This is a genomic window from Roseateles sp. (assembly GCF_039595595.1).
GTDB lineage: Bacteria > Pseudomonadota > Gammaproteobacteria > Burkholderiales > Burkholderiaceae_C > Roseateles.
Window position 1 is genome coordinate 1 of the sequence record NZ_JBCNLG010000051.1, and the last position, 18,678, is coordinate 18,678.

The window sequence follows — 18,678 nt, forward strand, 5'->3', positions numbered from 1 at the left end:
CGCCGCGCTTGTCGACGTCGAACTGGCTGTACGTGTTGCGCGAGACGCCCGCCGCGCTGGGCGTCTGGATGTTGACCTGCACCGTGCCGTTGGCGCTGTTGACGACCGTGGGCTGCTGGTTGCTCGGTGCGGTGGGATCGGCCTTGACCTGCGCGATCGCGTCGGGCGTCAGCGTGATCGCCGCGCCCATCGCGAAGGCCGCCGCGAGCGCCAGCAGTGCCGGCATGGCCGGCGGACCGCGCGACACCGGCTCGGTCGCCGCACCCTCGTTCAACGCCCGGCGCCCAGGCCCCGCGCTCTCCCCGCTCGAGCCGCCCTTGGTCTGGCTCACGGCCGTCTCGGCCACGGCCATCAGCTGGCCACGTTGCTTGTTGAAGACGATTCGGTACTGAAGACGGTTCATCGTGATCTCGGCGGAAAGGGCCGGCCAGTGCCGGCGAGCATCATTAGGGGCGGCCGCGCGTGTCAGCGCGGCGAACTCAGAGCGAGTAGCTCAGGTTGAAACCGGCGACCACGCGGGCGGCCGGGAAACGGGCGGGCTGCCACAGCGGCGCGCCGGCGAAGACGTCGAGCGACAGCCCTCTCATCCGCACGCGCGAGCCGATCACGCCGCCGGTCAGATGACGGCCGGCCAGGCGCTGCGCGCCCTCGCCGCCAACGAGCCCGGCGTCCACGCCCAGGTACATCGACACGGCCGTGGCCTGCTGTGCGGCGGTCAGCGGCAGCTCGGCCTCGTTGCGCCACAGCAGGCCGTTGTCGGCGGACAGCGAGCTCTCGCTGCCAAAGCCGCGCACGGTGTAGCGGCCGCCGATGGAGAAGCGGTCCTGCGGCGTCAGCTTGTTCATCGCGAACTGGCCGCGCAGCGAGCTGCTCAGCTGCAACTGACGGCTGCCGAGCGGCAGCGCGCCGTTGAGACTGACGCTGCCCTGCAGCAGGCGCACGCGCGAATCGCCTTCACCGAAGGCCTCCTCCGGCGCGGTGAGCGCATGGAAGGCGCCGGTGCCGCGCTTCATGCTCAGTTCGGCCTCGCTGCCGACACCGCCCGCCTGGCGCTTGAGGTTGATGCCGGCCTCCCACCCGCCGGTGCGGCGGCGCTGGACTTCGACTTCGGTGTCGTCGATGTAGTTGCGCGAACCGCGGCCGAACAGCTTCACGAAGCCGCTGAACTTGTACTGGCCATCGCGCCAGAGCATGCGGCTGAGCTTGAGTTCGCCGTTGCTGCTGCTGCCGCGGTAGACATAGGTCTGGGTCGCGCCGATGACGACCTGGCGATAACCGCTGCGGCTGAAGGTGACGCTGATCAGCGAATGGCCCCAGGGCAGCGAGTAGTGCAGCACATGGCCGCCGGTGCCCTTGTGCGGGCCCTCGCGCGGGTCGACGCGGCGCGACAGCCAGTCGGCATCGCGGTTGAGCGTGACGTAGAACAGGTCGTTGAGCGTCAGCGGGTGGTCCAGCGACGCGGTCAGCGAGAGCGGATAGCGGCCGGTGGATTCGCTGCCGCTGTCGTCCAGCGACACCTGCCAGCGCCACTGCCGGCCGCCCTGCCAGCTGACGGCCAGGTCGCTGTAGCCGGGCTCGATCGTGCCCTGCGCGGGCTCGACCTGGATGTCGGCCTGCGCGCCTGGGATGCGCTGCAGGTTCTCCAGGGCCTGCTCCATGTCGCGCAGGTTGAGCACGTCGCCAGGCTGCACGGGCAGCGCGTTGGCCAGGCGCACCAGCGGGGACGTGCCCTCGCGCAGGCGGATGGCGTGGACGCGTCCGGGCACGACGGTGAGCACCAGGTGGCCGCTGGACAGGTCCTGCGGCGGCGCGAGCACGCGGGTGGTGATGAAGCCCTCGTCGATCAGCGCGTCCTGCAGCCGCGTGACCAGCGTGGCGATGCTGGTGGCGCCCAGGCAGCGGCCGATCGGCGAGTCGTCGCCCTGCGGGCCGTCGAGCGCGCGGATCTGGCGCGCCATGCGCGGCTGGTGCTCGACGCCGCGCAGCTCGACGCTGGTGATGGGGAAGCAGGGGGACTCGTCGTCGCGCAGCGGCTGGCGGGCCGGCGGCGGGCTGGCGCGCAGGCGCACGTCGGGTTCGCGCTCGAGGGACTGGCGCTGCTGCGCCTCGCGCTGCTGCTGCAGCTGGCGCTGCGCGTCCGGGTCGACGGTGCCGGGTGGCAAGGCCTGGCCCCACGCCAGGGGGCTGGCGGCAACGAGCGCCGCGGCGATCGCGGCCGAGCTCGCCATCGGCACGCCGACGGCCGGACGCCGCCGCGCGGGCGCCCCTTTTTCACACTGCTTCTGCATCCCTAACCTGCCGTTGATCTGCGTTGTTTTTCAGCGCAGGGCGGACCGGCAGGGGCGGCAATGCATCACGGAGCGGCGAAGGCCAATCCGGCAACCCCGCTATCTCGACGATCGAGACCGGAAGCTTTGCGTCGCCGACTCGCGCCGGTTTTGCCCTGGAAGGCTCGCCCGGTGTGAGGTCCATCACGGACTGCTCACGAATCGAGCGAACTGAAGTAAAGGACTGTATCGGGCGGCTACCGATCCGGCATCACGCGACGGGGGGTGATTGACGCGCCGGACGGCGTGCGCTAGCGCCCGCGATTGGTCTTGGCGGCCTCACGCGCGGTTACTCCGTGTCCGCCGGGTAATGTCTGCAGCGGCGGGTCATCGCGGCCGTGCCGGCACGCGTTGTCAGACGCATGCAGTCCCCCTTTGGAGGTCCCTCATGCGAACGATCCGTTCCCTGCTGATCGCACTCGCGGCCGCGCCGCTCGTGGCGTCGCTGACCGGATGCGTCGTCGTGCCGGCGCACCGCTACCGCGCCTACGACGCCGGCTATGAAGGCGGCTATGCGGAGCCCGCGTATGTCGCCGGCCCGCCGGTCGTCGGCTACATCTGGTTCGAAGGCGCCTGGGATTACCGCGGCGGCGGCCGCCGCTGGGTGCCCGGCCATTGGGGCCCGCGCCGCTGAGCGCTGCCGGAAGCGGAGAAGCCGGCATGCAGCCGGCTTCCTCATCGCCTGCGCCCGCTCAGGGCGCCGTGGCTCACAGCGAGCAGGTGAACACGCCGATGCCGCGATAGTCCGAACCGCCCACCTCGGTCTGGAAGCCCATCATGAGGCGCACCTTGCCATTGCCGCCCTCGCCGAGGGTCAGCATCAGGCCGGGCTGGGTGGCGTTGAAACCGCCGCTGACGGAACGATAGTCGGGCCCTTGGATCACCGTGCCCGCTGTCGGCGTCGACACCTTGTAGCGCGCGTTGTTGCCGGTCGACTCGACGGAGGCCTGGACGGTCGCGCCGCTGGCCGAGAAGGAGATCGACGCCGTGCCGGTGCTCGCCACCGTCATGCTGCCGGAGCCGAAGTTGCGCGTGGCCGTCGTGAACGTGCCCGCGTCGCAGGTGTAGGTGCCGCTGCTCGGGAAGGCCGTCATGCCGTTGAACACGACATAGTGATAGCCGGTGTCGTTGGTGGTGATGTCCTTGACGATCACGCTGCGGCGCACGGTGCCGAAGGCCCAGCGGCCCAGCGCGAAGTTCTGGTCGCCGGCGATGTCGCGCACCGCGAGGTCACCGGTCAGCGACTTGTCCGCGATCTGCACCACCGCGCCGTCGTTCTGCTGCGCGACCGGGCTGCTCAGCAGGTACACCGAATCCTCGGCCCAGCCCAGCATGATGTAGCGGCTGGTCGCCGTGGCCACGTAGGGCGAGCTCACCGCACCGGAGGATCCGGGATTGGTGGGCGGCGCGGGAGGCGTGGTGTCGACGGGTGTGGTGCCGCCGGTCGTCGTTCCACCGGTCGTCGTGCCGCCGGTCGTCGTGCCACCGGTCGTCGTGCCGCCGGTCGTCGTGCCGCCGGTCGTCGTGCCGCCGGTCGTCGTGCCACCGGTCGTCGTGCCGCCGGTCGTCGTGCCACCCGTGGTGCCCTGGTTCGCGTTCGCCGCGCCGCTGTCGCTGCCGCCACCGCCGCCGCCGCAGGCCGCCAATGCCGCGACCAGCGGCAGAACCAAGAACGCCTTCTTCACTTCGAACTTCATGTCGTTTCCCTGATTGCTGGTTTTGTTGCTGAATGTGTCTGCGCAACAGGGGGCGGAGTCTGGCGGCAGTGGCCAAAACCCTCACGGCAATTTTTGGCAGTCGCGCAGCGAATCGATGACGACGCGCGCTATACGCCCGCGCTGCGGGGTGTTGTGGGATCGCGGTCACCCCCCAACGGGTGGAAGGCTTGACGGCGATTCAGCTCGCCTGCTTGAAGGCCATCACGGCCTGGTTGCGCAGCGTGCGCAGCAGCGACAGCTGTTTCTCGTCGAGCACGACGCTGCCCGGCTCCGACTTGTCGGCGTAGATCATCGCGAACGGCGCGCCGCGCAGCGCCATCGGCAGGATCAGGAAGCTGTGCGCCTTGGCCCCGGTGAGGAACCACGCCGGCAGCCGCTCGGCGATCTTGGGCTGCGAGGCGTCCGCGATCAGCGTGTCCACGCCCTTGCTGCAGATCGCGGTGAACAGGTCGGCCGCCATGCCCGGCATCACCCGCAGCGGCACGCGGAACATCGGCACCACGCCCTCGACCCCCTCCCCCAGCCCGAAGCGGCCGGTCAGCGTCTCGGTCTTGGGATCGCGCAGGCAGAAGATCACGCGCCGGAAGCCCAGTCCGCGGTACATGGTCTCCAGGATCATGCGCAGGATCTCGTTGAGCTTGAAGCTCTCGACCATCGCGTTGGTGATGTCCTGGATGCCCGCGGCCAGCATCGCCGCCGCCTCCTCGGGCGAGACGGCGCCCGCGGGCGCCTGCCCCTCCACGATCGTCGCCTGCAGCTGATGCGGCGACAGCGAGTCCTCCGGCGACGGCGTCAGCGGCGCCAGCAGGCGCTGCGCCGGCGAGTTCTTCGGCAGCTTGATGTCCATCGCCTGCGCCAGCTGCGTGAGCCGCTGGCGCGCCTGGTCGGCGGCCGCCTCGAAGGCCTTGGGCTCCACGCCCAGCGCGCGCGCGTAGCGCTGCGCCATCGCGCGCACCTTGCCGTGCGCCTCGGCCGGGTCGCTGTTCAGGATCACGTCGGCGACGTCGTTGCTCGCGCGCCCCAGCCAGCGCATCCGGTCGGTCGTGTGATCGACCAGCCGCGTCGGCGCGTCGCCGTCGGGCCGCTGCATGCTGCGCTGCAGGCTCTCCGGGAAGCCCCACTGCCGCGCCACGCCCAGGCCCAGGGCCTCGTAGCTCAGCCCCAGCACCTGCGCCGAGGCCGCGGCCTCGCTCACCGGCGGCGCGGCCTGCTCGCCCATGCCGCGCTCGGGGCGCACCTGGCGGCGCACCTGCTGCGCCTCCTCGGGCAGGTAGAACTCGGCCAGCAGCCGGCCCAGTCCCTGGAACATCGTGGCGAGGAAGGACTCCTCGTTCTCGCGCGGCACCAGGCACAGCTCGCGCGCCAGCGAGCCCGCCATCAGCGCCCGCAGGAACTCCTCCTTGAGCCGCTGCGCATGGCCCTTGTTCTCCATGCGCTCCAGCAGCACCAGCGACAGCGCCAGGTTGCGGATGCCGCCGAAACCCACCAGCGCCACCGCCCGCGACACCGTGCTGATGTGCCCGCCGCCGGCATGGCTGAATTGCACCGTGTTGACCAGGCGCAGCAGCTTGTGCGTGAGCGCCACGTCCTTGAGGATCTCGTTGGAGAGCGTGGTCAGGCTCTCGTTCTCGGACTGCGTCATGCGCTGGATGCGCGCCACGGAGTCCGCCATCGCCGGGAAATCGCTGCGATGCCGCATGCGGCGCAGCAGGAACTCGAGCGTGGCGTTGCCGCCATCGCCGGTCTCCGGCGCCTGGCTGGCCGGATGCAGCCAGGCGGCCAGCGCGTCGTGGAAGGCCTTGGCATCGGTCCAGCGCTGCGACGCCTCGCGCGAGAGGCCGCGCATCAGCACGGCGCGCAGCGCGTCGTCGCTGTCGGCGCCGAGGTCGGCCGGCGGGTCCAGCGTCTGCTCCATCGCGCGGCGCACCGCGCGCCACGGATCGGGGTCGTAGTTCAGGCGCTGACCCGACAGCATCTCGCTGAGCACCACCGCCGACGCGAACACGTCCATCACCGGCGAGGCCGGCTCGCCGCGCGCGGCCTCCGGCGAGATGTAGCCCGGCGTGCCCACGATGCGGTTGGGCTTGAGCGCCACGCCCGCGGCCGCGCCGCTCTGCAGCCGCGCCGCGATGCCGAAGTCCATCACCTTGGGCCGGCCGCTCGAGTCGATCAGGATGTTGGACGGCTTGAGGTCGCGATGCACCACGCCCGCCTGGTGCGCGGCATGCAGGCCGTCCAGGATGCCCAGCATCAGCCCCACGGCCTCGCGCGCCGGCAGCCGGCCGCGCTGGCGCAGCCGCTCGGTCAGCGTGCCGCCGGGCACGTATTCGAAGACCATGTAGGCCTGGCCGGCCTCGATGTCGGCCTCGAAGACCGGCACGATGTTGGGATGCGTGAGCCGGCTGACGGCGCGCGCCTCATGCAGCCAGGCGTCGACGCTGGCGCGGTCCGCGCCCTGCGTCAGCACCTTCAGCGCCACCTCGCGGTCCAGCCTCGGATCATGCGCGAGCCATACCAGCGCCTGGGCCCCCTGCCCCAGGCTGCGCAACGGCTTGAATCGCCCGACGGCGGGCGGCATCACGCTCATGAACGGTCCTTGCCGGGCTGGGGCGCGCCTGCGGGCCGCCCGGGCTGGGAAGAGGAAGACGCGGAAGAAGAAACAGAAGCGCCGGGAGCCGCGGAAGAGGCCACGGAAGCAGCGGCGGGAGCGCCGGAAGAAGCGGCCGGCGGTGCGGCGGCGCCGGACTCGGCGCGTTCGCGCAGCCGCGAGCGCGGGGCCGCCGTCGCGGCCGCGCCGATCGAGGGATCGCTCATCGCGCCCAGGCCGCTGTCGCCGGCATCGGCCAGCGCGCCGCTGGCGCCCAGCGCGTCATAGATCTCGCGCAGCCCGAGACCGAGCGCGCGCGCATAGCGCCGCGTCGCCAGCTCGATGGCCGCCTGCCGCTTGCGCTCCGGCACGCCCAGCGCGTCGACCAGCTCGTTGGCCAGGCTGCAGGTCAGGCGCAGCAGCTCGATGTCGTCGTCGGCGTGGCGCACCGGCGCCTCCTGCGGCTGGCGGCGCATCATGTGCTGCAGTTCCTCGCCCAGGCCCCAGTAGCGGGCCACCGCCAGACCCAGGCTCTCCAGATCGCAGCCCAGCACGGCGTACGCGGCCGACTGCTCGTTCATGCCGCGCGGATTGGGGTTGTCCTCGGTCGCCTCGGGCGCGACCTGCAACTGGCGGATCTGCTGCGCGTCGTCGGGGAAGTGGTACTGCACCAGCAGCCGGCCCAGGTTCTGCATCAGCGAGATCAGATACACGACCTCGCCGTCATAGCCCGCCGGCCGCAGCGCCTGCGCCACCTGACCGGCCCGCTGCACGCGGCGCATCACGCTCTGCATGAACTGCGCCTGGCCGTCGTTCATCGGACCGGGCCAGGGCTTGAGCGCGCGGGCCGCGTCCTCCAGCCCGTTCAGGCCCAGCATCGCGATCGCGCGCTGCAGGTTCAGCACCGTGCCGCCGCTGGTCGGGCCCTGCTGCCGCAGCGCGTTGTTGACGCGCCGGATCAGCTCCAGCGACAGCGCCATGTCCTTGAGCGCCATCGCGGCGAGCTGGCTGCCGTGCTGCGATTCCATCGAGGACGAGGCCACCGTCGTCACCAGCCGCGTCGAGGTGCTGGGCAGATGGCCGAAGCGTTGCATCTTGTCCTTGAGCAGCGCGATCGGGCCGCCGTCGTCCTGCTCGGCCGACTGGCGCCAGCCGTCCAGCGCGCGCCAGAAGCTGCGCGCCAGGTGATAGCGCTGGCGCGTCTGGCGGTCGCTGGCGCGATTGACGATCGCGCGCAGCGGCTCGGGGATCGGATACGGGGTTTCCCAGCCCAGGCGCACCAGCTCGTGGCCCTGCGGCTGCATGCGCTGCATCACGGCCTGCAGGTCGGGCTCGTCGAGCACCGGCTTGCCGGTGAGCAGCCGGTGCAGCACCAGGCCGATGCTGACGACATCCTCCTCGGCCGCCTCGCGCACCGCACGGCGGGTGGCGGCGTTGAAGTCGGCGCTCGCGGGGACGATCTCCTGGGCCACTTCGAGGCCGAGCACGCGCACATGGTTCGATCCGTCGAGGACGAGGTGGGCGAGCTGGATGTCGCGGTGCGCGTGGCCCGCCTCGTGCGCGAAGGCCAGGCCCTCGAGCGCCTGCGCGGCCCAGCCGGCCGCGTCCAGCGGCAGCGGCGGGCCGCCGCGGGCCAGGCGCTCCTCGAGCGTCTCGCCCAGCGCGCGGTCGTAGGCCACATAGGGCCAGGGATCGACGCGGCCGGTCTCGATGACGTGCGCCAGGTTGGGGTGATGGATGCGCGAGGCCGCATCGACGGTCTTCAGCCAGTGCAGCATCGCCGCCTCGCTGTTGGGCTTCTCGCGCGGCATCATCAGGAACATGTCCTGACCCGACGCCGGGTCGAACACCACCCACAGCATCGAGCGCAGGCTCTTGTGCAGCAGCGCGCGCAGCTCGAAGCGGCCGAAGCGCCGCATGGGGGCGGCGGTGGATGTTGTGTTGTTGTCAGACACGAGCGATGTGCAGCACCCGTCGGTGCGGGGCCACGGACCTTTTGTAACCTGGATTGGACCGAAAACCCGGTGTCCTCGCCTGAAGAACTGAGGGCGATTCTCCGCTCAGTTCTGTAACTGCGCCCACACCTTTTCCAGGCGCTTGACGCTCACCGGCTGCGGCGTTCTCAGTTCCTGTGCGAAAAGGCTCACCCGCAATTCCTCCAGCTGCCAGCGGAAATCATCCATCCGCGCATCCGGCGTGCCCTTGAGCTCCGCGACCCGGCGCGACCAGCGCTGCTCCAGCGGGCGCAGCTCGGCCAGCAGCTTCTGGTCGCGGGCGGCGTCGGCGCGCAACTTGTCCAGGCGCAGCGTGATCGCCTTCAGGTAGCGCGGGAAGTGCTGCAGCTGGCTCCACGGGGTCTGCAGCACGAAGCGCTTGGGCATCAGGCGCTGCAGCTGGGACTGGATGTCGTCGACGACCTCCTTGGAGGCCGAACGCGCGTCCTTGAGCTTGCGCAGCGCGCCCTGGTATTCGAGGAGAACGGCGTACGCCAGCCGCGCCACTTCCTGCGCGATCAGGTTCAGCCGCGCGCGGCCTTCCTCCAGGCGCGCCTTGAAGCTGAATTCATCGACAGGCAGCGGGTCGGCGAGGAAGGCGCGGTCCAGCGCCACGGCGACGATCTGGTCGCGCAGCTCCTCGGCCGTGCCCAGGCTCATGTAGGCCACCGCCATCTGGGTCAGGTCGGGGATGTTCTTCTCGAGGTACTTCAGCGGCTCCTTGAGCTGCAGCGCGAGCAGGCGGCGCAGGCCGGCGCGGTGCTTCGCGGCGGCGAGCTCGGGTTCGTCGAAGACCTCGATCTCGACGTGCGCGCCCTTGTCGATCAGCGCCGGGAAGCCGATCAGCGTCTGCGGGCCGCGCTTGATCTCCATGAGCTCGGGGAGCTCGCCGAAGGTCCACGCGGTGTAGGTCTTCGCAGCTTCGGCGGCAGGCTTGGGGGGCGGGGCGACGGTGGCCTTGATGCCGCGGGAGGCCTTGCCGTCGCTTGATGTCGGCCGTCCTTCGTCGACCGCGGCCCTCTCCCCTGCCCTCTCCCGCGAGCGGGAGAGGGAGTTGGCATTGGCGCCACCACCACCACCACCACCACCATCGGCGTCGGCGTTGGCGGCGGCGTGGGCTTGGGCGCTGGCGCCGTTCGAGGGGGCGGAGGCTTGCAGCTTCAGCGCGGCCAGGGCCTGGAAGGCGGAACGGGCCTGGCCGCCGAGCTCGGCCTTCAGCGTCGCCAGGTGCCGGCCCATGCCCAGTTGGCGGCCATGCTCGTCGACGACGCGCAGGTTCATGAACAGGTGCGCGGGCACCTGCTCCAGCTTGAAGTCGTTGCGCTGCACCGCGAGCTGCGTGCGCTCCTTCACCGCCTTGAGCAGCACGTCCAGCAGCGCGCCCTGCGCGAACGGGTGCAGCTCGACGAACTCGGCAACGAACTCGGGCAGCGGCGTCAGCCGCGCGCGCGGCTTCTGGTGCAGGCTCTTGAGCAGCGCCGTCACCTTGGCCTCGATCATCCCGGGCACCAGCCAGTCGGTGCGTTCCTCGTTGACCTGGTTGAGCGCGTAGATCGGGACGGTCACCGTCAGGCCGTCGCGCGCATCGCCGGGCTGATGCAGATAGGTCGCCGTGCAATCGACGCCGCCCAGCCGGATCGTCTTCGGGAACGCATTGCTGGTGACGCCGGCGGCCTCGTGCCGCATCAGCTCGTCGCGGCTCAGGTGCAGCAGCTTGGGGTCGGCCTTGCTGGCCTCGCGGTACCACTTCTCCAGCGTCGCGCCCGAGTACACGTCGGCCGGCAGTTGCTGGTCGTAGAAGGCGTGGATCAGCTCGTCATCGACCAGCACGTCCTGCCGGCGCGACTTGTGCTCCAGCTCCTCGACCTTGGCGATCTGCTTCTGGTTGTGCGCCAGGAAGGGCAGCCGCGTGTCCCAGTCGCCATTGACCAGCGCCTCGCGGATGAAGATCTCGCGCGCGGCGGCGGCGTCGATGCGGCCGAAGTTCACGCGCTTGTTGTTGTAGAGCACGATGCCGTAGAGCGTCGCGCGCTCCAGCGCCACCACCTCCGCGGCCTTCTTCTCCCAGTGCGGCTCCAGCAGCTGGGTCTTGATCAGATGGCCGGCGATGCCCGGCAGCCATTGCGGCTCGATCGCGGCGATGCCGCGGCCGAACAGCCGCGTCGTGTCCACCAGCTCCGCCGCGACGATCCAGCGGCCCGGCTTCTTGCTCAGGTGCGCGCCGGGATGGCGCCAGAACTTGATGCCGCGCGCGCCCAGGTACCAGTCGTCGTCATCGGCCTTGACGCCGATGTTGCCCAGCAGGCCCGCAAGCATCGACAGGTGGACCTGCTCGTAGGTCGCCGGCGCGCCGTTCAGGCGCCAGCCGTGCTCGGCCACCACGGTGTGCAGCTGCGAGTAGATGTCGCGCCACTCGCGCACGCGGCGCGGGCTGACGAAGTTGTCGCGCAGCAACTGCTCCTGCTTGCGGACCGACAGCTTGTGCTCCCCTTCCCCTCCCCGCGCGTCGCCGAGCCACTTCCACAGCTTCAGATAGCCCATGAACTCCGACTTCTCGTCGTCGAACTTCTTGTGCTTCTCGTCGGCCTGCTGCTGTTGCTCGGCCGGGCGGTCGCGCACGTCCTGGCCGGACAGCGCGCTGGCGATGATCAGGACCTCGCTGAGCGCGTCGCGCTTGCGCGCCTCCAGGATCATGCGGCCCACGCGCGGGTCCAGCGGCAGCTTGGACAGTTCGAGGCCCATCGGCGTGAGCTCGTTGCGCTCGTCGACGGCGCCCAGCTCGTTGAGCAGCTGGTAGCCGTCGGCGATGGCCTTGCGCGGCGGCGGCTCGATGAAGGGGAAGTCCTCGACCTGGCCCAGGCGCAGCGCCTTCATCCGCAGGATCACGCCGGCCAGCGAGCTGCGCAGGATCTCGGGATCGGTGAAGCGCGGCCGGCCGAGGAAGTCCTTCTCCTCGTAGAGCCGCACGCAGATGCCGTTGCTGACGCGGCCGCAGCGGCCGGCGCGCTGGTTGGCGGCGGCCTGGCTGATGTTCTCGATCTGCAGCTGCTCGACCTTGTTGCGGTAGCTGTAGCGCTTGACGCGCGCCAGGCCGGGATCGATCACGTAGCGGATGCCGGGCACCGTCAGCGAGGTCTCGGCGACGTTGGTCGCCAGCACGATGCGCGGCTGGCCGTGCGGCTGGAAGACGCGGTTCTGCTCCTGCTCGGACAGCCGCGCGAACAGCGGCAGCACCTCGACGCCGGGCGGGTGATGCTTGCGCAGCGCTTCAGCGGCCTCGCGGATCTCGCGCTCGCCGGGCAGGAAGACCAGCACGTCGCCGCGCCCTTCGCGCCAGAGCTCGTCGACCGCGTCGCAGATGGCGTCGTTGACGTCGTACTCGCGGGACTCCTCGAAGGGGCGGTAGCGCTGCTCGACCGGGAACAGCCGCCCCGAGACCATCAGCACCGGCGCGGGCCCCTTCGTGGAGGCGAAGTGCTGCGCGAAGCGGTCCGCATCGATGGTCGCCGAGGTCACGATGACCTTCAGGTCGGGCCGGCGCGGCAGGATCTCGCGCAGGTAGCCGAGCAGGAAGTCGATGTTGAGGCTGCGTTCGTGGGCCTCGTCGATGATCAGCGTGTCGTAGGCCTGGAGCAGCGGATCGGTCTGGGTCTCGGCCAGCAGGATGCCGTCGGTCATCAGCTTGACTGAGGCGCCGGGCTGCAGCCGGTCCTGGAAGCGGACCTTGTAGCCGACCACGTCGCCCAGCGGCGATTTGAGCTCCTCGGCGATGCGCTTGGCGACGCTGGAGGCGGCGATGCGGCGCGGCTGCGTGTGGCCGATCAGGCCGCCGCCGTTGCCGCGTCCGCGGCCCATGGCCAGCGCGATCTTGGGCAGCTGCGTGGTCTTGCCCGAGCCGGTTTCGCCGCAGACGATCACGACCTGGTGCTCCGCGAGCGCCCGCATGATGTCCTCGCGGCGGCCGGAGACGGGCAGCGATTCGGGGAACTCGATCGGCGGGATCGGGTTGGCGGGAGCGGGAGGCCGAGGAGCGGCCTGCTGGCGCGGGCGGCGCGGCGGACGCGGGGCGCGGTCCGTCTTCGGAGCCGCCGGGGCGGGGGCGTTGGTGTTCTGACTCACGGGGCGCGGATTATCTCGCGCCCCGTGCGCGGGGGCCGGTCGTCAGGCCGAGGCCCTCACTTCTTCTCCTGCGGCATCTCGGCGTAGGTGATCACGTTGATCACCGCGCCCTGCGGATCCTGGAGCGTCGCCATCCGTCCCACGGTGGGCACCTCCATGATCTCCATCAGCACCTTGGCCCCCATCGCCTTGGCCTGCGCGACCGTCTCGTCGACGTTGTCGACGGTCACGTACACACCCCAGGCCGGCGGCATGCCCTGCTGCGGACAGGCCATCAGCCCGCCGATCGCGTCGTCCCCGCCCTTGGCGGTCTTGATCAGGTAATACGGCGGCGCCTCCGATGGCCCGCCCGGCATCGGCATCACGTCGATCTTCCAACCGAACAGCTTGCCGTAGAACTCCGAGGCCTTCTTCGGATCGGTGGTCAGCAGCTCCGACCAGCTGAAGGCGCCATGCGTCTTGAAGACTTCCATCGTTCGCTCCTGGGGGTGTTGCGGTGGCGCCATGCTCCCCCGCCGGACGGTGTCCCGCAAGTGACCTTGCCGCCGCGTTGCGGGGACAGCCTGTTGCACAATCCGCGCCCATGAGCCTGGTCTTCCCCCATACCTTCGTGCCGTGGTTTCGCGCGGTGGCCCCCTATATCCATGCGTACCGCGGAGAAACCTTCGTCGTCGGGATGACCGGGGAAATGATCGCGGCCGGCAAGCTCAACAGCTTCGTCCAGGACCTGGCCATCATGCATGCGATGGGCATCAAGATCGTGCTGGTGCATGGATTCCGCCCGCAGGTGAATGAGCAACTCGCGCTCAAGGGCCATCAGCCGCAATACAGCCACGGCATGCGCATCACCGACGGCATCGCGCTGGACAGCGCCCAGGAAGCCGCCGGCCAACTGCGCTTCGAAATCGAGGCCGCCTTTTCGCAGGGCCTGCCCAACACCCCGATGGCCAATTCCACGGTGCGCGTGGTGTCCGGCAATTTCCTGACCGCGCGCCCGGTCGGCATCGTCGACGGCGTCGATTTCAAGCACTCCGGCATCGTGCGCCGCGTCGATGCCGCGGCGATCCAGCGCGCCATCGATATCGGCGCCATCGTGCTGATGTCGCCCTTCGGTTTCTCGCCCACCGGCGACGCTTTCAATCTGATGATGGAAGACGTCGCGACCGAAACCGCGATCGCGCTGCAGGCCGACAAGCTGCTGTTCATGACCGAGGTCGAGGGCGTGCGCGAAAACCCCGACGATCCGGAAAGCGCGATCGACACGGAACTCGCGCTGGCCGACGCGAAACGGCTCATCGCCAAACTCCCGCCGCCGACCCAGCCGACCGACGTGGGCTTCTACCTGAAGTACTGCGTGAAGGCCTGCGAATCAGGCGTGGAGCGCTCCCACATCCTGCCCTTCGCCGTCGACGGGGCGATCCTGCAGGAGGTCTATACCCACGACGGCATCGGCACCATGGTCGTCGACGAGAAACTCGAAAGCCTGCGCGAGGCGACCCACGACGATATCGGCAGCCTGATCGCGCTGATCGAACCGTTCGAGCGCGACGGCACGCTGGTCAAGCGCGAACGCAGCGAAATCGAACGCGACATCGAGACCTATACCGTCATCGAGCACGACGGCGTGATATTCGGTTGCGCCGCGCTGCATCCCTATCAGGAAGCGCGCACCGCCGAGATGGCCGCGCTCACCGTCTCCAGCGCCGTGCAGGGCCAGGGCGACGGCGAGCGCATCCTCAAGCGCATCGAGCAGCGCGCCAAGGCCATGGGCCTGAACAGCATCTTCGTGCTGACGACGCGCACCATGCACTGGTTCATCAAGCGCGGTTTCCAGCCGGTCGATCCGAACTGGCTGCCCGAGGAACGCAAGCGCAAATACAACTGGGACCGGCGCTCGCAGGTCCTGGTCAAGAAACTCAGCTGACCCCCACGCATCCCCGCGCCGGCCTCCTTCGGAGCCGGCCGGCGCACTCCCCCCACACACTTTTTGAGCATCGAGGTTTGATATGGCCCGCACCGTGCAATGCGTTTATCTGAAGAAGGAAGCCGAGGGCATGGACTTTCCCGTCTATCCCGGCGAACTGGGCAAGCGCATCTACGACAACGTCTCCAAGGAAGCCTGGGCCGCCTGGATGAAGCACCAGACCATGCTGGTCAATGAAAACCGCCTGAATCTGGCCGACCAGCGCGCCCGCCAATACCTCGCGCGGCAGATGGAGCAGTTCTTCTTCGGCGCCGGCGCCGAGCAGCCCGCCGGATATGTGCCGCCCTCGGCCTGATTTCCAACCGGCTTGAGCAGGGAGATCCCCGATTTCTCGCGGGCCGGTCACCATTGGTCACCGATTCCAGATGCCGAATTCGTGTCAGTCGACACACAGGCTTTGACGCAAGGACCACAAAAACCCGCCGGAAATGCCTCGCGGGGCGTGACCCGGCATTTACCCCCTTGCGCAGATACTCGATTCCCTGCCTATAATGCGGCAATCCCTTTCCAGGGTAGCCGTTGAACTACGCGAGGAATTGCATAATGGCATCGCTCAAAGACCTCCTGGCCCAGCGGGCCGCCCTTGAACAGCAAATCGCCGAAACCCAGGAGCGCGAGCGCTCCGACGCCATCGGCAAGGTGAAGTCGCTGATGCAGGAATACGGCCTGACGGTCGCCGACCTGACCGCGCGCAGCGCCAAGACGAGTTCCGCCAAGTCGTCCAAGGTCGCGGCCAAGTACCGCAACCAAGCCACCGGCGAAACCTGGAGCGGCCGCGGCCTGCAACCGAAGTGGCTGAAGGCCGCGATCTCCGGCGGCGCCAAGCTGGAAGATTTCGTGATCTGATCGTCCCCGGACGATCGCGCCGCGCGCCTCGAAAGCCACCCTCGGGTGGCTTTCTGCTTTCCGGCCTCGCCCCGCCCGCGCCGGGACCATCACGTAAACTGCCGCGGTGATTCCGCCCGGCTTTATTCAGGACCTTCTGGCCCGCGTCGACATCGTCGACATCGTGGGCCGCCATGTCGACCTCAAGAAGGCCGGCATCAACCACAAGGGCCTGTGCCCCTTCCACGGCGAGAAGTCCCCCAGCTTCATCGTCAGCCCCTCCCGCCAGACCTACCACTGCTTCGGCTGCGGCCAGCACGGCAACGCCGTGGGCTTCCTGATGGAGCACCTGGGCATCGGCTTCGTCGACGCGGTGCGCGACCTGGCGCAGCAGGCCGGCATGCAGGTGCCCGAGGACGACCGCAGCCCGCAGCAGCGCGAGCAGGAGAAGGCGCAGAAGCAGCGCCAGGCCACGCTCACCGAGGTCCTGGCCAAGGCCGGCCAGCACTACCGTCAGCAGCTCAAGGGCAATGCGCGCGCGATCGAGTACCTCAAGGGCCGCGGCCTGACCGGCCAGATCGCGCTGCAGTTCGGCCTGGGCTACGCGCCGGACGGCTGGCGCTCGCTGGCCAGCGCCTTTCCGTCCTACGACGATCCGCTGCTGGTCGAGACCGGCCTGGTCATCCTGCAGGACGACCCCGGCAAGAGCGAGGCCGAGCAGCGCCGCTACGACCGTTTCCGCGATCGCGTGATGTTCCCGATCCGCAACGTGCAGGGCGAGGTGATCGGCTTCGGCGGGCGCGTGCTCGACAAGGGCGAGCCCAAGTACCTGAACTCGCCCGAGACGCCGGTCTTCCACAAGGGCAAGGAGCTCTACGGCCTCTACGAGGCGCGTCCCGCGATGCGCCGCCGCGGCTACGCGCTGGTGGTCGAGGGCTACATGGACGTGGTCGCGCTGGCGCAGCACGGCTTCGGCAACGCGGTGGCGACGCTGGGCACGGCCTGCACGCAGGACCATGTGCAGAAGCTGTTCCGTTTCACCGAGTCGGTGGTGTTCAGCTTCGACGGCGACGCCGCCGGCCGCCGCGCCGCCGGCCGGGCGCTGGAGGCGGCCCTGCCCCACGCCAACGAGACGCGCACGATCAAGTTCCTGTTCCTGCCGGCCGAGCACGACCCGGACTCCTACGTGCGCGAGCTCGGCGCCGAGGCCTTCGAGCGCTGCATCGAGGGCGCGGTGCCGCTGTCGCGCCAGCTGATGGAGAGCGCCGCGGAGGGCTGCGACCTCGGCACGCCGGAAGGCCGCGCCAGGATGCTGAGCGTGGCCAAGCCGCTGTGGGCCGCGCTGCCGGACGGTCTGCTGAAGCGGCAACTGCTCGGCGAACTGGCCCGCCGCGCGCAGCTTCCGGACGCGGAACTGCAGGCGCTGTGGGCGAATGCGCTGCCGCCGGCCGCGCCGGGATCCCGGCCGCGGGCCGAGCGCCCCGCCGCCGCCGCGCCCCGCGCCCAGCCCAGAGCTGCGGCTCCGCAGGCCGGCGTGCCTCACGACGAGCCCTACTTCGACATTCCCGCTTCCGCCTATGGCGACGAAGGCGCGCCGGGCGACGAGTTCCACCTGCCCCCTGACGCCCATCCCGCCGAGGCGGGGGGCGCCCCCTCACACGCCCCTCAAGCGGGAAGCGGTGGGGGAGCCGCCCAGCGCAAGTGGGAGCCCAAGGGGGAGTTCAAGGGCAAGGGCAAAGGCAATTGGGGCAAGGGCGAGTGGCGCAAGCGCGACCAGGACCCGACGATGGGAATGCCGCTGGAGCTGCCGCCGGCACCGATGAACCTGGCCGTGCGCATGCTGCTGCTGCACGGCGAGCTCTGGCATCAGATCGGCGAGCAGGACCTCGAGCTGCTGCACGCACTGCCCGGCGAGCATGGCGAACTGATCGCCTGGCTGGAGCGCTTCCTGATCGACAACGGGCCCTCCCCCTGGGCGGTGCTGCAGGTCGCGCTGCAGGAAGCCGGGCTGATGGAGCTGGCCCAGCGCGTCAGCGGCGGTCCGCTGCTGCCTCCGCCGTCTGACGAACATGTGGCGGCCGAGTTCCGCGTCACGATGGGCAAGCTCTGGGTCGGCCGGCTGCAGGCCGAGGCCGACCGCATCGCCCGCAGCCCGCAGCCGGACATGGTCCGGTTCCAGGCGATTCAGCGGCAAATTCGCGATTTGAAGACGATCTGAGCTTTCTTTTTGACCGAAAAGGAAACTTCGCAGATAATCAAGGGTTTTCGCGCGTCAAGAGTGACCGCAGCGCCAACCGGTCCCGGCCCCCCACTGACCCTGGGTTCATACACAAAGTGGCCAACTTTCACCGCCTGGGCTGCAACTTCAACGGTTCACGCTAGCCTTCACGCGCAAAGCCTTGAATGGCAGACGGTTTGCCCCGATCTGACGTTCCAGGCCCGAGTTCGAGCCGCCTGGGCTCGCCGCCGCCGCATAGCCCGCAAGTGCCGGGAGTTTGCAGGCGCTGGCGACGCAGGTGGCCGTTTGCATTTGTCAGCGCTTTCCAGCGCACCCCGCGAAGAGATTCCGCACCTACTGGCTCAACGCCAACGAGGAACTGCATGACCGCCAAAAAGACCGCGTCCAAGGCCGCCGCCGCAGAAACCGAAGAAGTCAAGAAGCCGGCCGCGAAGGCCGCCGCCAAGACCACCAAAGCCGCCGCCGCGTCCACCGATGACGCCAAGCCCAAGCGCGGCCGCAAGCCCAAGGCCGAGACCGAGTCGAAGAAGCCCGCCGCCAAGGCCAAGGTGGAGGAAGAGGACGAGGACTTCAGCGACGCGGACGCCGACGGCGAAGTCGAAGGCGACGGCGACGGCGAGGCCGACGCGGAAGTCGAGACCGCCGAGGTCGAGGAACTGGGCGAGGACAAGCCCAAGGCCAAGCCGCTGCGCATGAAGGTCAGCCGCGCCAAGGAGCGCGCGCTGATGCGCGAGTTCGGCCTGGACGAGACCGCGCTGACCGAAGAGGAAGTCGCCAAGCGCCGCCAGGAGCTCAAGACCCTCATCAAGATGGGCAAGACGCGGGGTTTCCTGACGCATCAGGAAATCAACGACCACCTGCCCGAGAAGCTGATCAACGAGGAAA

General features: G+C 69.5%; 13 protein-coding genes and 1 riboswitch. Of the genes, 6 read left to right on the forward strand and 7 right to left on the reverse strand.

Annotation, left to right across the window (positions count from 1 at the left end; translation table 11 throughout):
* Nucleotides 1–403, reverse strand: a 403-nt coding sequence (locus ABDW61_RS25865) for an ESPR-type extended signal peptide-containing protein (protein ID WP_343642913.1), incomplete at its 3' end; no start/stop codon positions are given.
* A gap of 76 nt (nt 404–479) precedes the next feature.
* Entirely contained in the window at nt 480–2,288 is a 1,809-nt protein-coding gene (locus ABDW61_RS25870; RefSeq protein ID WP_343642915.1) for a ShlB/FhaC/HecB family hemolysin secretion/activation protein, read from the reverse strand.
* Nucleotides 2,289–2,374: 86 nt separating this feature from the next.
* Nucleotides 2,375–2,453, reverse strand: a riboswitch (cyclic di-GMP riboswitch).
* 262 nt (nt 2,454–2,715) lie between these two features.
* Between ABDW61_RS25870 and ABDW61_RS25875 the strand changes: the two genes are divergently transcribed.
* The gene (locus ABDW61_RS25875) at nt 2,716–2,961 is read left to right on the forward strand and encodes a hypothetical protein (protein ID WP_343642917.1); all 246 of its coding nucleotides are present in this window, start codon (nt 2,716–2,718) and stop codon (nt 2,959–2,961) included.
* Nucleotides 2,962–3,034: 73 nt separating this feature from the next.
* On the opposite strand, the gene ABDW61_RS25880 is transcribed toward ABDW61_RS25875, so the two are convergent.
* The 5 genes from ABDW61_RS25880 to ABDW61_RS25900 all read right to left on the reverse strand — a co-directional run bounded on the left by ABDW61_RS25880 (nt 3,035) and on the right by ABDW61_RS25900 (nt 13,218).
* On the reverse strand, nt 3,035–4,024 hold the full coding sequence (locus ABDW61_RS25880) for a hypothetical protein (protein ID WP_343642918.1): 990 nt from the start codon (nt 4,022–4,024) through the stop codon (nt 3,035–3,037).
* A gap of 199 nt (nt 4,025–4,223) precedes the next feature.
* The gene (locus tag ABDW61_RS25885) at nt 4,224–6,632 is read right to left on the reverse strand and encodes an HDOD domain-containing protein (protein ID WP_343642919.1); all 2,409 of its coding nucleotides are present in this window, start codon (nt 6,630–6,632) and stop codon (nt 4,224–4,226) included.
* Nucleotides 6,629–8,587 carry an HDOD domain-containing protein gene (locus ABDW61_RS25890; protein ID WP_343642920.1) on the reverse strand — a complete coding sequence of 653 codons (1,959 nt, stop codon included), beginning with the start codon at nt 8,585–8,587 and terminating at the stop codon, nt 6,629–6,631. Before ABDW61_RS25890 ends, ABDW61_RS25885 begins: the two co-directional genes overlap by 4 nt.
* A 105-nt stretch (nt 8,588–8,692) precedes the next feature.
* Nucleotides 8,693–12,628, reverse strand: a complete 3,936-nt coding sequence (gene hrpA / locus ABDW61_RS25895) for an ATP-dependent RNA helicase HrpA (protein WP_343642928.1) — start codon at nt 12,626–12,628, stop codon at nt 8,693–8,695.
* Between the two features lie 173 nt (nt 12,629–12,801).
* Nucleotides 12,802–13,218 (reverse strand): VOC family protein, encoded by a 417-nt coding sequence (locus tag ABDW61_RS25900; RefSeq protein WP_343642921.1) that lies wholly within the window; start codon nt 13,216–13,218, stop codon nt 12,802–12,804.
* Between the two features lie 110 nt (nt 13,219–13,328).
* On the opposite strand from ABDW61_RS25900, the gene argA reads away from it, so the two are divergent.
* The 5 genes from argA to ABDW61_RS25925 all read left to right on the forward strand — a co-directional run.
* Nucleotides 13,329–14,669, forward strand: coding sequence for an amino-acid N-acetyltransferase (gene argA / locus ABDW61_RS25905; RefSeq protein ID WP_343642922.1), 1,341 nt, complete (start codon nt 13,329–13,331; stop codon nt 14,667–14,669).
* An 82-nt stretch (nt 14,670–14,751) separates the two neighbouring features.
* Nucleotides 14,752–15,024 (forward strand): oxidative damage protection protein, encoded by a 273-nt coding sequence (locus ABDW61_RS25910; protein ID WP_279757358.1) that lies wholly within the window; start codon nt 14,752–14,754, stop codon nt 15,022–15,024.
* Between the two features lie 248 nt (nt 15,025–15,272).
* On the forward strand, nt 15,273–15,575 hold the full coding sequence (locus tag ABDW61_RS25915; protein ID WP_343642924.1) for an H-NS histone family protein: 303 nt from the start codon (nt 15,273–15,275) through the stop codon (nt 15,573–15,575).
* A gap of 106 nt (nt 15,576–15,681) precedes the next feature.
* Nucleotides 15,682–17,772: a DNA primase gene (gene dnaG / locus ABDW61_RS25920; RefSeq protein ID WP_343642925.1), complete on the forward strand. Its 2,091-nt coding sequence runs from the start codon at nt 15,682–15,684 to the stop codon at nt 17,770–17,772.
* Between the two features lie 383 nt (nt 17,773–18,155).
* A partial coding sequence (locus ABDW61_RS25925) for an RNA polymerase sigma factor region1.1 domain-containing protein (protein ID WP_343642926.1) occupies nt 18,156–18,678 on the forward strand: 523 nt, incomplete at its 3' end.

Coding starts and splice junctions, on each gene's coding strand:
- ABDW61_RS25870 (WP_343642915.1), bottom strand. CDS start 2,288: ATGCAGAAGCAGTGTGAAAAAGGGGCGCCCGCGCGGCGGCGTCCGGCC.
- ABDW61_RS25875 (WP_343642917.1), top strand. CDS start 2,716: ATGCGAACGATCCGTTCCCTGCTGATCGCACTCGCGGCCGCGCCGCTC.
- ABDW61_RS25880 (WP_343642918.1), bottom strand. CDS start 4,024: ATGAAGTTCGAAGTGAAGAAGGCGTTCTTGGTTCTGCCGCTGGTCGCG.
- ABDW61_RS25885 (WP_343642919.1), bottom strand. CDS start 6,632: ATGAGCGTGATGCCGCCCGCCGTCGGGCGATTCAAGCCGTTGCGCAGC.
- ABDW61_RS25900 (WP_343642921.1), bottom strand. CDS start 13,218: ATGGAAGTCTTCAAGACGCATGGCGCCTTCAGCTGGTCGGAGCTGCTG.
- argA (WP_343642922.1), top strand. CDS start 13,329: ATGAGCCTGGTCTTCCCCCATACCTTCGTGCCGTGGTTTCGCGCGGTG.
- ABDW61_RS25910 (WP_279757358.1), top strand. CDS start 14,752: ATGGCCCGCACCGTGCAATGCGTTTATCTGAAGAAGGAAGCCGAGGGC.
- ABDW61_RS25915 (WP_343642924.1), top strand. CDS start 15,273: ATGGCATCGCTCAAAGACCTCCTGGCCCAGCGGGCCGCCCTTGAACAG.